This is a genomic window from Phyllobacterium sp. A18/5-2 (genome assembly GCF_025452215.1).
Classification (GTDB): Bacteria; Pseudomonadota; Alphaproteobacteria; order Rhizobiales; family Rhizobiaceae; genus Phyllobacterium; species Phyllobacterium sophorae.
Window position 1 is genome coordinate 242,717 of record NZ_CP104966.1, and the last position, 14,846, is coordinate 257,562.

Consider the following 14,846-nt stretch of genomic DNA (forward strand, 5'->3'; position numbering starts at 1 on the left):
GCAAATTCCAGCGGCAGTTTAACGCAATGTGGAGGATTGAGGCCTTAAAGATAGTCTTCATACGTCGTAGAAATCGAAACGAAGAAGCATGTCAGTTCCTTCCAGCGGCATCACCAGACCTTACGCCCTGATTTGTTCGCCGCTGGCTTTGCTCGCTCTCGTTCTGGTCACGATATGCGTGCTGTTATCGCTGCCGCTGATCCTGCCAATCGGCCCGATGTATTGGGACACTTACATCTATCTTGATGCGGCCCAGCGCATAAAGCTTGGGCAAATCCCCGCAGTGGATTTCCTCGCCCCGGTTGGCGCACTGGAATACTATCAGTTCTATTGGCTGCAGAGGCTGTTTCCGGGCGGTCAGCCCACCCTTCTCGCACAGTGGTCAGGACTGATCTCTGCAGCCCCGTTGATGGCGGTGATCATTGCCGACATCGACAGGCGGAGCCGCAAGATTGCATTTGCGATCCTCGTGCCTTTTCTTATCTTTGCCCTCTGTCCGATCAACACCCAGAGCTTTCACTCCTACCCCGGCGTGAACGGTTTTGGCATTTATAATCGGCACACCTCGGTGCTGCTCTACGTGCTGACAAGCGCCCTCGTCTTTCTGCCAAGCGGTCGCAAGCTTGCCGTTATCGCCGCGCTGGCAATGCTGGCGCTTTTCCTGACCAAGATTACCGGTTTTCTCGCGGGCGGGCTTATCGGCCTTTTTCGCAATCCTCGCGGGCCGGTTCATGTGGCGCCATGTCTTGCTTGCGGCCTGCTTTTTTGCCCTGGTGCTTTTGGGACTCGAACTGAACCACGGGATGATATCGGCCTATCTCAAAAGCATCGCGGCGCTGATCGGCATGAATGAAGGCCTTCTTCTTTCCCGCTTTTTGACGGTGTTCTCAATCAAGCTCGACGTTATCCTGGCTGCCGGGGCCCTCATCCTGCTCCTGTTCTGGTTGGATCGAGGCACTCTTCTGAAAAACCTGAACAGCTCACGTCAGAGCGAAACATCAAAGGGCTTCGCATCGGGTTTCGATCGGGATTGGCTTTGGATCGGCGTTGTACTCGTCGCGGGCATTTTCCTCGAAACCCAGAATACCGGCAGTCAGGAGTTCATCTTCCTTTGGCCCGTGCTGCTGGCAATGTTGCTCAAGACTTCCGTGCTGACCGAAAAGCACCGGTTGATAATCTATTGTCTCGTCGCCTTCACGGCGATCCCGACGGTCACCAAAGTTCTGCACGGTACGCTGCGCTTTATTGCCGTCGCGCCAACCTATGTGGCCGCGCCGGTGACCGACGTCAAAACCATGGCCCTCGTTTCAACCCGCAGGGACCTAATGGATCGTGCCGAGCTGCTGGAATTACACTATGCGCAGAACCCGGGCGCCTACCGCCAACTTGCGCAACAGGATCAATTGCCGAGCTGGCAGCTTTATTCCGAACTCGACTATCAAATGTACTGGGTCATCTCGGCAGACCGTGTAGTGAAAGCCATCAAGCAGTTCGAAAGCGATAACGGCGTCCGGCTGAACACACTGATGACGCTGGACTTCGTCAACCCGTTTCCCTGGATTCTGGATCGGGATGCACCAAGGAACATCCAGATCGGTGCTGATCCTTTTCGCACGGTCGGTAGTCTGACAGCTGAAGAGGAAGCATCTTTTCGCGCTACCGATGGCGTTTTGCGCCCCTCCTGCCCGACGACAAGCGCGCGTCTTTCTCTGCAGCGCATCTACGAGAAAGCGCTTTCCGACCGGAAGGTGGTCAAGCTCGACGATTGTTGGGATCTGCTAATCCGGTCAGACATCAAGCTTGCCGGACAATAAAACGCAAGTGTCCCGGCCTACTTCACCTGCGCCTTGACGAAGTCCTTGACAATGCGCACGATCCCACGCGAAAGCACCTCGTCCAGCGCCTTGATGAAGTCGTCGACATGGTCCCGTCCGCAAATGAGCGGTGGTTCAAGGCGCACCACATTGCGATTATACTCGGTGAAGGCGACTAGCACACCATGGTCGCGCAGGAGATGGCTGCCGATAAAGCCAGGCAGCGAGCCTTTCAGCTTGTCGTCGAGCACAGCCAGAACCGGACGCAGCACGACCGGCACGGTCTTGGAAAAGTCATGGAATTCCAGGCCAACCATCAGACCTTTGCCGCGTACATCCTTGATCATGGCCGGATACTTGGCTTTAAGCTCTTCCAGCCTTTGCAACAGGTAGTCACCTGTCGTAGCGGCGTTGTCGATCAGATGATCGTCGTAAAGGATATTGATCGCTTCTATCGACGTTGCACAGGCTTCGCCAATACCGCCGAAAGTGGCCATGGCATGGATCATCGCCGTCTTCGGCGTGCCATAGGCCTTCATATAAACCTCACGCCGGGCGATCATCGCACCGACAGCAGCCTTGCCGCCACCAAGCGATTTAGCCAAAGCGGTCACATCGGGGACAACGCCGGCATGTTCGAAGGCATAGAATCTGCCAGACCGGCCAAAACCGCATTGGACCTCGTCAGCTACCCACAACACGCCGTACTGATCGCACAGCGCCCGCAACTTCTGCCAAAATTCGTTCGGCGCCTGGATAATGCCGCCGCCGCCCTGGATGGTTTCCAGCACGATCACACCGATTTCAGGATCGGAGCGGAAGGCATTTTCAATAGCGTCAATATCGCCGAATGGAACACGAACGGTATTGTCGACGAGCTTGAAATCGCCGCGATAGAGCTGGCCGTCGGTGATCGACAACACACCCTTGGTTTTGCCGTGAAAGGAATTCTCCGCATACACGATCTTCGGCTTCTTCGGTCCCGCGGCGCGCTCCGCAACCTTGATCGCCGCTTCCATCGCTTCCGAGCCGGAAGAGCCCAGGAACACCATGTCGAGATCGCCCGGTGAACAGGCTGCCAGATTGTACGCAAGGGCGCTCGCATATTGCGACATGAAGGCGATGGCGATCTCCTGACGCTTCTCATCCTGGAATTTCTTGCGTGCTTCAACGATCCGCGGATGATTGTGGCCAAAAGCGAGCGAACCAAAACCGCCGAAGAAATCAAGGATGGCGCGGCCGTTCTGGTCATAATAATACATGCCATCGGCGCGCTCGATCTTCACCTTGTGAAAACCAAGCAGCTTCATGAAATGCAGCTGGCCCGGATTGAGATGCTTGGTGAAAATCTCGGTCATGCGCGGCAGCGACATCACCTTTGCATCTTCGACCGTAAGCAGATCCGGCTTGCTGATCAGTCCCTGCACCGTCTGGTGCTGCATCGCCGCCGTTGTCACCTTGTTCATCGCCATTCCCCGTTATTCCGCCGCTATGGACGATGGTTGCTGTACGGTATTGCCGTCTTTCTTGTTGCGATATTCCTTGTATGCCGCGATCAGCATGTCTTCGTCGCGATATTGCGGTCTCCAGCCAAGCTGACGTTCCGCTTTCGACACATCCAGCACGCACATCTCGTCCGCAATCAGGTATTGCTCCGGATCCATGATCGGCATGTTCGCCCAATCGAAGAAGTCCAGTGTCCGCTTCACCGCCCATGCCGGCGTCGGCAGCAGGATCGATTTTGATCCAGCAAACTTCACCAGATCGCCGAGCAGTTTACGGACAGGCGGAGGGTTGAGCGAACCCAGGTTGTATGCCTCATTCGGCACACCGGCTTTCCAGGCGGCACGCGCGGCCTCGGCACAGTCGAAGACGGAAATAAACTGATAGGGATTCTTGCCCGAGCCGATCATTGGCACCGGCAGGTTGAAATCAATGAGCTTGAAGAGCTTTTCGAGAATTCCGAGGCGACCGGGTCCTATGATCAACCGGGGACGGAACAGTGAAATATTCATCCCGCGTTCGCGCCACTCTGCCGCCAATTCCTCGGTCTTGAGTTTCGACAAACCGTACTCACCAAGCGGTGCAGCAGGGTGTTCTTCGGTTTGTGGCCAGACAAAGGTGTGGCCGTAGATCATGTCGGTCGTGTAATGGACCAGCTTCCTGGCACCGGCCCCATCCATTGCCTTGATGATGTTTTCGGTACCGAAGTAGTTGACTGGAAAGAAGAAATCATGCCGCTTCGACCGCACTTGCAGAGGCGAGAGCATCTTGGCTGACAGGTTGTATACCACGTCATCGGCCGTGATGCCGACAGCAGCGATGGACGCTGGCTCCGTGACATCGCATCTGACGAAATTCACGTCGCCATAGTGAGCCAGATCGCTTTTCACGATATCGGCGACGATAACCTCTTCACCATCCGCGACGAGTTTTGGCGCTAGATGCCGCCCCACAAAACCATCGCCACCAAATATAATATGTCTCATCGATTAGGACTCACTCATGACGATGTTGTGGTTGCTGGCGGTGTCTGTTCACTCGGCCCTGCCGTTGCATGGCGGCCACTTTGAGCGATCAGGACTGTTCCAACCATGATGAAGGCAATACCCGCAATTTTGTACGCCCCCAGTTCTTCCTTGAAGACCAGCCATGCAAACAGAGCGACTGCAACATAAGCTAGGCTCAGGAAAGGATAGGCGAAGGAGAGATCGACCTTGGAGAGCACGTATAGGTGCGACGCCATGGAGATCACGAACATGACCAATCCAGCAAAAACCCACGGATTGAAAATAATCTGGAATATCCGCTGGATGATGGTGTCCATACTGAAACTGACCGGTCCCAGTGTGATCATGCCGTACTTGAGCATGACTTGCGCCGCCGCATTGGTCATGACCGTAAACAGGATGAATGGAATATACTTTGTCATGTCAGATCGGTCCTTTAGCTCATTGACCCAATAACAACCCAGCGTTGAAAAGACACCAAGCACATTGCTAAAATTTGAAGCACCTGACGCATTCGCCTAATTCTCCTGCGATAACGCAGTTCGCGCCCAGAAATTGGAAATGAATGCCGGATCACGCTCCTTTTCCAGCCTTCTCCATGCCGGGAAGCCAGCCTTGAAAACTGCAGCACCCATCCGCTGATCCTTGTAGGGGTTCACCCGCCCTCCGGCTTGGACCGTCATCTGATCGAGACGTTGCAGCAATGCCAGGGTGCGGGTGCCGCGGTTGGGGAAGTCCACGGTCAAAGTATAGCCGGGCCGCGGAAACGACATGAAACCCGGTGAGGTGATCGCGCCGAAGCGTTTGAGCACGGTCAGGAACGAATTTTGCCCAGCCTCGCGTGTTGCAGCAAGCATTTGCGGTATGACGAGTCGAGCCTGTGCTTCAGGGATCACGCTCTGATGCTGGTAGAGGCCCCTGCGTCCATAAAGTCTGTTCCAATTGGAAATCTGATCAAGCGGGTAAAAAAACGTCTGATAGTCGCAAAGATGCGGCTCGTGTTTTCGGCCCTTCAAGTGATAGTAGGCGCCATTGAAAAGCCTCAGGCTCGGACGGTTCAACGCCGAGACAGGAAGATCGAACGGCACACCAAGCCTCGATGCCTTTGTCCCGACCTTGAAATTTCCGTTATCCGCGTGGTTTCCCGTAATCAGGACACCGCGTCCTGCGCTGGCTCCTGCCTGAAGCTGATCTACCCAGGCGACAGCATATTCATTATCAATGTCGGCCTGGGGCGCGAGATCGAAATACTCATCAAGTGAGGCGAAGGCTTGTATCCGTTCCATCACATCCAGCGACGTGACTTTCATCAACCGGATACTGGCGGACAGGATAATACCGGTAAGGCCAAGGCCGCCGATGGTCGCGGCAAATAATCCGGAATTCATCGCTGCGGAGCACGGCACGACCGAACCATCGGATTTCAATAAATCGAACCGCTCGACATGATGGCCGAATGTGCCACGGCGATGGTGGTTCTTGCCATGAACGTCATTGGCAATGGCACCACCGAGCGTAACGAAACGCGTACCGGGCGTTACCGGCAGGAAGTACCCAAGCGGCGCGGCTATCGTGAGGATTTCTGAAAGCAGGATACCGGCTTCCGCCACCAGCAGACCGGTCTGCGGATCGAACGAAACGAGTCCATCGCTGCGCCGCATGTCAACCAGCGTACCATGATCATTATGGCAGCTGTCGCCATAAGACTTGCCATTGCCGAATGGCAAGAAGCTGCCCGGCTGTGGATTTCCATGCTCGAAGACCTGTCGCGCGGCGTCAAGCGAAATCGAGGCACGCGAGCGCCGGTCGATCAGCCCGAAACTGTCGTAAGTACTGATCACGAACGCATGCCGCCATAGAGCAGCAATGCGGCGCCAATAGCGATCACCATTTGGCTGCGCCAGTCGGAAATGATGAAGACGACGGGATCGTCATGCATCTCGTTCCGATGTGCCAGGATCCAGATGCGGATATTCAGATAGAGCACGATAGGACACAGTGGCCAGATCATCCATGGGTAGGAATAAAGACTGACCACCGCATCGCTGTTGACATAGAGCGCGAGAACTGTCGCAGCGGCAAAAGCTGATGCGACGCCACATTGGGCGACCACTTCCCGATCGGCTTGGCGGTATCCTCTGCCTGCGATGCGGCTCTTTTCAACCAGAGCCGTATTTTGCAGTTCGACGTAACGCTTGACGAGAGCCAGCGATAGAAAGAAGAACGAGGAGAAGGCCAATAGCCAGAATGATCCTTCAATCTGGGTGGCGGCGGCTCCAGCCAGGATGCGCAGTGTATAAAGGCCCGCGAGCGTCAAAACGTCGATGAGCAACATTCGCTTCAATGACAATGAATAGGCCGTGGTGGTAATGAGATATGCCCCCAGCACCGCAGCAAATATCCAATGCAGTTGAGCAGCAAGCAGTCCGGCCAGGATGAGCAGCCAGACGGACACTTTCAGACCAAAGGCAATGGAAAATGCTCCGCTGGCAAACGCCCGGTTTCTCTTGCGGGCATGCTGGCGATCCAGCGGGAGGTCAAACAGATCGTTGACGATATAGATTGCCGACGCAGCTGCAGAAAATGCAAGGAATGCAACGACTGCATCGCGCAAAATGCTCCAGTTCATGATCTCATGATCGAGTATGACCGGAACGAAGATCAGGGTATTCTTCATCCATTGATGCGCACGCAGCATCTTGAAAAAAGTCTTCCAATTGGTTTTCGGCGCCTCGAACAGCCGGGCCGAATGCGCACGCTGCCACTTTGCCGCGGCTCGGTCCGGCGCAACAACGACAGCTTCGCTCGCCGCGTTGAACACGGGGACGTCTGCCTTGCTGTTTCCCGCATAGGCGAACTTAACGTTGCCAAAGGTTTCAAGTAGAAATTTGGTCTTGTGGGCGGATGTCAGATTGCGGGTTCCATCGGTTGCATAGACTGCATCAAAAAAACCAAGATGCGCAGCTATGCTTTCGGCAAACCTGCGGGCCGCTCCCGTCGCGAGCACCAGGCGGCGCCCCTTTCTGTGTTCCTCGCGCAGGTAGGCAATGAAATCTCCCCTATATGGAAGCACGGTCGGATCGATTGCCACACGAAGCGATATCTGATGCTTGAGATATCCTTTTCCTGTCAGAGCCCATATCGGCAAAAGGAAAAGATACAGCATATTCTGTTTGAGCAGCTGGAAGGTACTTTCCCATAGAAGATCAGTGGCAATCAGTGTGCCATCAAGATCTACTACGAGATCGATTGCCTTATTTTCTGACTGAGCATCCACCACAACACGTCCCTGAAGTCATTTTCCCACTCGACGCCAGCAATATTAATTGCCTATCAGCGGATGACTTACCGGGAAAGTAAAAATGAAGGGTGAACCTCAATGCGTGCCGCGATTAATAGTTTGGAAAAGAGTATCGACAGTGAATGAATAATTAAAAACCGGCTGAAATGAATTCAGCCGGCCCGTGAACTTTTCGCCGGGGCAAACAGGTAGATTATTTGATCGAGACTTTCCCGCCCTTGATTTCAACAGTTTCACCGCCCGTCAACGCTTCGCGGTCCCCATTGGGAAATGTAACAAAGCAACCGCTATTGCAGAACTCAACCGTTTCACCGGCGCCAACCTGCAATTCAGTCTTGCTCGAACCCTCGGTGACAACAAGGGTCTGGGCACTCGCTTCATCGTTCTTGACGCTGGCAGCAAATGCCGGTCCAGCAAAGATGACGCTCAGAAGAACAGCAACAGCAAACTTGTTCATTTCTTACCCGGTGTCTCCACCGCCCCTGTTAACAAGAGCCCAACCGCCCTTTTCAATAACAGTTATAGCGGCATCAAACTGAACAGCAACTGAACGCCTCGTTGTTTTCCCTCAGTCTATATCAGGATCTCAACTTCTTCGTTTCCGCGGCCAGTTCGGACTTCACCCGGTTGGTCAGCAGTTCGATAACTGCCTCTGCATCGTCAATTTGAAGATTCACGTCCTGTTGCGGATGGGGCATTTCGATCCCTTCTTCGGCAAAGCGGTCAATCAGGGTGAAGCGGATTTCATTTTGAACGGTACCGGAGTTGGAAAGATCTGCGAGATGGACGCGTATTTCGAATTCCATTGCTGCATTGACTATGGATTTAAAAGCCACAAAAGGTTCTGGATTCTTCAATACGAGCGGGTGACCTCGGGCGATATCCATCAGGATCGCGTGAACACGGCGTGGGTCCACTTTGTGCGACACGCCGATCGGAATGTCGACACGTCCCAGCTTGTTGCGATGAGTCCAGTTCCCGACGCTGCCATTGATGAATGACGAATTCGGAATGATAAGGGACTGCCGCTGAAATGTTTCCACTTCGGTGGCGCGGACACTGATTTTCTTGACGATACCGCCGACGCCACCTGTCTCTATCCAGTCCCCTACCTTGAAAGGACGCTCCGCAAGCAAGATAAGACCGGAAACAAAGTTCGATACAATCGCTTGCATGCCAAAGCCGATACCGAGCGAAAGACCACCGGCAACGAGCGCCAGACTGGAAAGATTAATCCCCGCAGCCGAAACACCTATGACGCCGGCGATGCCTAAACCCAGATATCCAACGGCTGTGCGAATAGAATTGCGCACGCCTGAATCAAGCTTGCCCCGGGCCATGACTCTGTTGTCGAGCCATCCCTGGAACCAACGGGTAAAGAAATAGAACAGGGCGAACAGCAAAATACCGATCGCGATGGCGACCAGCGAAATATTGACGGAGCCGATCTGAAAGCCTGTAGCGATCGTCAGGAACCATGCCGACATCTCGCTCCACTGGAATCCCCAGAGAAGCAGTATGATCGGAATACCAAAGAGAACGACAAATACATTGATGACAATGCTGGCCACCAGCCCGAGTTGGTCCAGCGTTGTTTCATCCATGCCGAAGCGCGTCTGCACGGCCCGTCCGAGTTTGGTCCCTGCAAGTGCATTCTCATCAGATACGGCCCGGGCAGTGAGAAAACCCAGATACATCGTGACAACGACGGCGCCATTGATGACGATTTGCTGAGATACAAAACGCGCAAAGCCAATGTAACCGAACAGCGCTGCAATGATGGGAACAAACCCAATGGTGAAGAGGAATATCCGCATCGCCCTTGGCCACGGCTTGGTCTTTCCTGTCTCCTCATCTTCCAGCGGTTTCAGGAAAGCCATCGCGATAATGAGCAGCCCGACCAGGACAGTAGCGACGAGGCTCTTGGCCACGGTCAACGACAATGGCGACGCGGCAATCTGGTTGATCGTATCCGCGATGTAATCCAGCCCGGTCATGGTTGCCGTGGCCGTAATCAAAACCATCAGGATACGTCCGGGCCTTGGCGCGACGCGCACCAGGCGCCAGTTGGGCGCTCCGGGACAGATTACCGCCTGGGCCAGCGCGTGAACGAAATAGACTATGCCGATCACGCAAAAGAGCATGTAGAACAGGGAAGCGATATCCGGACGCAACACGTTAAAATAGCCGAGAAACAGATAGGTTGTCGCGAGAAAGACAACGACGGTCAGCGACCGCATAAGCGTCGACCAGAAGGCCACCGCCAAACGGCTCAAATAGGACGGCGATTCAATCTTCGCGTCTCGCAGATAGAGGTGGCCCAGCGTCCGTTGCCCGCCGATCAGCAGGACAAGCGCGGCAATGACCGCGAAGAAAGTTGCTGCCAGCATTGATTGCCATTTGAACGACACAACGAAACGCCACCACGACGAAATCAGCTGATTCATCGACTGCAGTTCTTGACCATAGGCGGTGATGATTTCAGTTCCGAGCGAGTAGTTGATGTCCACTCGCTGTGAAAGCGTGTCGGCAAAAAGTTCGCGCCGCGCATCGACAATGGAATCGATCATCTTGTTGACTTCGATCAACTGATCTTCCGTCTCGCCAAGGACGGCATTGATTTCGGCTTTTTCAGTTGTCAGCCGCATCCGCTCATCGGTTACGACCTGCGCTTCGGGCGGCTGTCCCTGCGCCGGTGGAGGTCCCAGTTGCTCGAGGCGCGAATTGATTTCGGTGATACGCGGCCTGAACGAGACGCCGATCTCCAGCAGTTTCTTTGCAGTGCCTTCCAGATTGAGGCGCAGATCAGCCAACGCTGCGTCGGTATCGGCCTGGTCCTTCTTCTGTTCATAATCGGCGATCTGCTTTTTCAAGGCATCGATCGCGGGGCGCTGTTCAGCGACAATACCCGATACCGGAGCCTGCACTTGCCCGGGTGCCGGAGTTTGCGCGGCCGCCATGCGAACGGGGGCAGCCAGAATCAACACGGCTGCAATCGTAAGCAATATCTGCCGGAGGAAAGGAGAAATCACAGGTTCAAATCCATGTACGAATAGTTTTCATCTCTCGACTTGCCCGTTCATGTCGGCACAATCAAGGCACTTTTTACTTTCGGTGCCGGTACAAGTCGGCCCAATGATACTGATCGCCGCTTTCCTGGTGATCGCGCCAGTGTTCTGACAATAGCATGGTAGAAGGGTTATCATGATTCATGGGGATGGACAGCTTTTGAAAGAACAGACTGCCCGCCGTCGATCTGCACCTGTCTTGACCAATTCCAGCACAATCTGTTCACTGGCTCTCCAGAAAACAGAACGTCGAATATACCGTATAGCCAGTGAACCGATTCGCCTTGAGATAATGAGACCATGATCATCAAATGCCCCTATTGCGGACCACGCGACGTCATAGAATTCATCTATCAGGGCGATGCAACACGAAAACGGCCCGAACCGGCATCGACCGACCAGGCTGCCTGGAACGCTTACGTCTATGACCGGACCAACACGGGCGGCTCCCACCGCGAGTTCTGGCTGCACGGGGGCGGCTGCCGTCAGCATCTCGTCGTCACGCGCGACATGTCTTCCCATGCGATTTCGTCGGTTGCTTTGGCACGGGACGTAGCCGCCTCTATCAACGACGGTGGGCGGGCATGACGGGCTCGCGGCTATCCAGGGGCGGACGCATCGATCGTTCCAAATCGGTCAGGTTTTCATTCGATGGCAAGGCTTACGGCGGCCATCAGGGAGATACGCTTGCGTCGGCACTGCTGGCCAATGGCATTACTCTTTTCGGACGTTCATTCAAATATCATCGGCCTCGAGGTGTGTTCGCCGCGGGTAGCGATGAACCGAATGCACTCGTTACCGTGATGTCAGGCGATGTGCGCGAGCCCAATATGCGCGCAACAGAACTGGAGATTTACGACGGTCTGGTAGCGCTGAGCCAAAATCGCTTTCCGTCGCTGGAACATGACTTCATGGCAGCAAACCAGCTCGCGGGGCCGCTTTTCTCGGCGGGGTTCTACTACAAGACCTTCATGGGGCCGGCGATCGGTCCCTTTAAGAACACCGCATTCTGGATGTTCTGCGAAAAATTCATTCGCAGAGCGGCCGGTCTGGGTAAGGCTGGCACCGCGCCTGATCCGGATCGTTATGAACGAATGAATGCTTTCTGCGACGTTCTTGTCGTCGGCAGCGGTCCTGCGGGTCTGATCGCGGCTGAAGCGGCTGCCACAACAGGGGCAAGGGTCATCATCGCGGAAGAAAGGCCCATCGCCGGAGGGTCCCTGCTCGCATCCGGCGAATTGATCGATGGGCGCAACCCTGCCGTTTGGGCACGTGAAAAGGCTGCGGGCCTTGCGGACCTGCCGAACGTCAGGTTTCTGACGCGTACCTCAGTCTGGGGCTATTATGACGGCAACGTCCTCACCGCCGTCGAACGTGTATCCGATTTCAAGCCGAACCGGACGAAAGGCCAACCGCGTCAGCGCCATTGGATCATTCGCGCCGGCAAGACCATTCTGGCAACCGGCGCGTTCGAGCGCCCGATCGTCTTCCCCGGCAATGATTGTCCGGGTGTAATGCTTGCCGATGCGGTGCGTCGCTATGCAACCGAATACGGCGTTGCCGCTGGCAACAATGTCACGCTCTTTACCAATAACGATAGCGCTTACGATGCTGCGCGCGCGCTGTCGCTTGCTGGCGTCAAAATTGCGGCGATCGTAGACGTGCGCGCCGATGTGTCTGGTGCGTGCCGTGATATCGCCAGCGTCGCCGGGGCCGAACTGCTCCTTGGGCATGCCGTCACGGGTACGCATGCGGGCAAGGCACTCAGCTCAATCACGGTTCAGCATTTCAACGCCGGGACTGGCCGGGTTTCGGGCGCCCCCCGCGAGATCAGGACTGACTGCCTTGGTGTCTCGGGTGGCTGGTCTCCTGCCATCCATTTGGCGAGCCAGGCAGGCGGCAAACCCGAATGGGATGAGGATTTGCAAGCCTTTCTGCCGCCGGAGCCAAACCAGAACTGGGTAACCACAGGCTCGGCTGCCGGATATATGGACACGATCAGCGTGCTGTCCGATGCTGCGACCAAGGGTTCCGCCAAAAGCCGGCTTGTCCTTCCTCAGGTCGAAGCGCCGATGCTGGATGCCTCACCCGCCCCGGTCTTCGAGATCGAACCTTCCGTCAAATCGCAAAAAGCGTTTGTCGATTTTCAGCATGATGTCACCGCTGACGATATCCGCCTCGCCTATCGCGAGGGTTTCCATTCAGTGGAGCATCTGAAACGTTACACCACGCTCGGCATGGCTACTGATCAGGGCAAGACCTCGAATGTTCCCGGCCTCGCCATCATGGCGGACGTTCGTGGTATATCGATCCCAGAGGCGGGCACGACGCGATTTCGTCCTCCTTTCACCCCGGTCTCCCTCGGCGTCCTTGCGGGCGAGCGTTACGGCGATCTGCGTCCGCACCGATTGACACCCATGCACGACTGGCATCTGGCAAATGGCGCAAAAACTTATGAGGCGGGGCTTTGGCATCGCCCGATGATCTACGGCAGTCATGGAGAAACTGTCGAGCAGGCCTATATCCGCGAAGCGCGGGCCGTTCGGCAGAGCGTTGGCATTGTCGACGTTTCCACGCTTGGCAAGATCGATATCCAGGGCCCGGATGCTGCCGAACTTCTCGACCGGGTCTATACCAACATGTTTTCTACCCTGCCCGTCGGAAAGGCTCGCTATGGACTGATGCTGCGGGAGGATGGCATCGCCTTTGACGACGGCACGACTTGGCGCCTTGGCGAGACACAGTTTCTGATGACCACGACCACGGCCAACGCCGGAACGGTCATGCAGCATCTGGAATACTACCTCGATTGCATATGGCCGGATTTGCGGGTCCATCTGACTTCAGTCACGGATGTCTGGGCCGGATCGGCCGTTTCCGGTCCGAATGCGCGCGCCGTGCTAGAGGCTTGTGTAACGGGCACCAAGGTCGACAACATGACCTTGCCCTTCATGGGCATCGTCCATGGAAAAATCGAGGGCATTCCCATCATGATTTGCCGCCTCTCCTTTTCTGGCGAACTTGCCTACGAAGTCTATTGCGGTGCCGGATTTGGTACCCGGGTGTGGGAAGCGTTGCTCGCCGCCGGCAAGCCTTTTGACATAATGCCATACGGACTTGAGGCACTTGGCACGTTGCGCATCGAGAAAGGCCACGTAACGGGTGCTGAAATCGACGGCAGAACGACCGCCCATGATCTGCATCTCGATTGGATGCTGTCAAAAAAGAAGCCCTATATCGGTTCCGCCATGATTAACCGCGAGGGGCTCAAGGACGAAAACCGGCTTACCCTTGTCGGTTTGATTTCGATGGATAATCAATCGATTACTGGCGGCAGTCACATCGTAACCGATCCAGTTCCCCGCGAACCAGCCGATAGCTTCGGCCATGTCACGGCAGCTTGCTATTCGCCTGCCCTCGGCAAATATATTGCATTGGCGCTGGTCAAACACGGAACATCCATGATCGGCAACCGCGCCTTCGCCACGGATTTGCTCCGGGACAAACATTGCGCGGTGGAGATCGTCAGCCACCACATGTTCGATCCAGAAGGGAGCCGGATGCATGGCTGAACGACAATCCCCGCTCGGAGCATTCTTCGTCCCCGGCGATCACGGCAATGCCGCTGCAGGCGTTGGCGTGACCTTGCGAGAGCGCAAGAACCTGTCGATCGTTCAGGTCACTGCGTGGATCGATACGATACCTGCAGTGCTCACGGCAATAGGCAGCGCCACCGGTCTTGTACTTCAGAATAAACCTGGTCTTGGCCGCGTCGCGGGCGAAAAGTCGGTCTTCGGATTTGCTCCCGGCCGATATTTTGTGGTTGGAGCAACGCCCGATCTTGAATTGCGGCTACGGTCCGCCATTTCATCTGATTTGGGAACGATGATCGATCTCACCCATGGCCGCACCGTCATCCGCATCGGCGGACCAGGTTCGGAGTGGGTTTTGTCGAAGCTCTTTGCGATCGACTTTTCCGAACATGCATTTCCCATCGCATATGGGCGCGCAACGCTGCACCACGATATTCACGCCAACATCCAGCGGATCGACGACGAAACATTCGATATCTATGTATTCCGCACCTTCGCTCGCTCGTTCTGGCAGACCTTGGGTCACGCGGCCGCCGAGGTAGGCTACCGCGTCGAATAGA

General features: G+C 55.4%; 10 protein-coding genes and 1 pseudogene. 4 read left to right on the forward strand and 7 right to left on the reverse strand.

Going from position 1 to position 14,846, the window contains the following annotated elements:
- The first annotated feature begins 88 nt into the window (after positions 1–88).
- A pseudogene (locus N8E89_RS01270) lies at positions 89–1,814 on the forward strand (hypothetical protein).
- Between the two features lie 17 nt (positions 1,815–1,831).
- Here N8E89_RS01270 and N8E89_RS01275 read toward each other — a convergent pair.
- The 7 genes from N8E89_RS01275 to N8E89_RS01305 all read right to left on the reverse strand — a co-directional run bounded on the left by N8E89_RS01275 (position 1,832) and on the right by N8E89_RS01305 (position 10,612).
- Positions 1,832–3,280 (reverse strand): aspartate aminotransferase family protein, encoded by a 1,449-nt coding sequence (locus tag N8E89_RS01275; protein ID WP_262260912.1) that lies wholly within the window; start codon positions 3,278–3,280, stop codon positions 1,832–1,834.
- Between the two features lie 12 nt (positions 3,281–3,292).
- Positions 3,293–4,303, reverse strand: a complete 1,011-nt coding sequence (locus N8E89_RS01280; RefSeq protein WP_106662825.1) for an NAD-dependent epimerase/dehydratase family protein — start codon at positions 4,301–4,303, stop codon at positions 3,293–3,295.
- Between the two features lie 14 nt (positions 4,304–4,317).
- On the reverse strand, positions 4,318–4,746 hold the full coding sequence (locus N8E89_RS01285) for an EamA family transporter (protein WP_113172080.1): 429 nt from the start codon (positions 4,744–4,746) through the stop codon (positions 4,318–4,320).
- Positions 4,747–4,842: 96 nt separating this feature from the next.
- A complete protein-coding gene (locus N8E89_RS01290) occupies positions 4,843–6,165 on the reverse strand; it encodes an FAD-binding oxidoreductase (protein WP_262260913.1) in 1,323 nt (440 codons plus the stop codon).
- On the reverse strand, positions 6,162–7,601 hold the full coding sequence (locus N8E89_RS01295; RefSeq protein WP_262260915.1) for a UbiA family prenyltransferase: 1,440 nt from the start codon (positions 7,599–7,601) through the stop codon (positions 6,162–6,164). The genes N8E89_RS01290 and N8E89_RS01295 overlap by 4 nt, the downstream gene beginning before the upstream one ends.
- A 217-nt stretch (positions 7,602–7,818) precedes the next feature.
- The gene (locus N8E89_RS01300) at positions 7,819–8,082 is read right to left on the reverse strand and encodes a hypothetical protein (protein WP_106662821.1); all 264 of its coding nucleotides are present in this window, start codon (positions 8,080–8,082) and stop codon (positions 7,819–7,821) included.
- Positions 8,083–8,203: 121 nt separating this feature from the next.
- On the reverse strand, positions 8,204–10,612 hold the full coding sequence (locus tag N8E89_RS01305; protein ID WP_262260916.1) for a mechanosensitive ion channel family protein: 2,409 nt from the start codon (positions 10,610–10,612) through the stop codon (positions 8,204–8,206).
- 381 nt (positions 10,613–10,993) lie between these two features.
- Between N8E89_RS01305 and N8E89_RS01310 the strand changes: the two genes are divergently transcribed.
- The 3 genes from N8E89_RS01310 to N8E89_RS01320 are packed head-to-tail and all read left to right on the forward strand — an operon-like array spanning position 10,994 to position 14,845.
- Complete coding sequence (locus tag N8E89_RS01310; protein ID WP_106662820.1) at positions 10,994–11,281, forward strand: sarcosine oxidase subunit delta; 288 nt, start codon at positions 10,994–10,996, stop codon at positions 11,279–11,281.
- Entirely contained in the window at positions 11,278–14,265 is a 2,988-nt protein-coding gene (locus tag N8E89_RS01315) for a sarcosine oxidase subunit alpha family protein (protein WP_262260917.1), read from the forward strand. The genes N8E89_RS01310 and N8E89_RS01315 overlap by 4 nt, the downstream gene beginning before the upstream one ends.
- Entirely contained in the window at positions 14,258–14,845 is a 588-nt protein-coding gene (locus tag N8E89_RS01320; RefSeq protein WP_106662818.1) for a sarcosine oxidase subunit gamma, read from the forward strand. Before N8E89_RS01315 ends, N8E89_RS01320 begins: the two co-directional genes overlap by 8 nt.
- Position 14,846 lies beyond the last annotated feature (1 nt).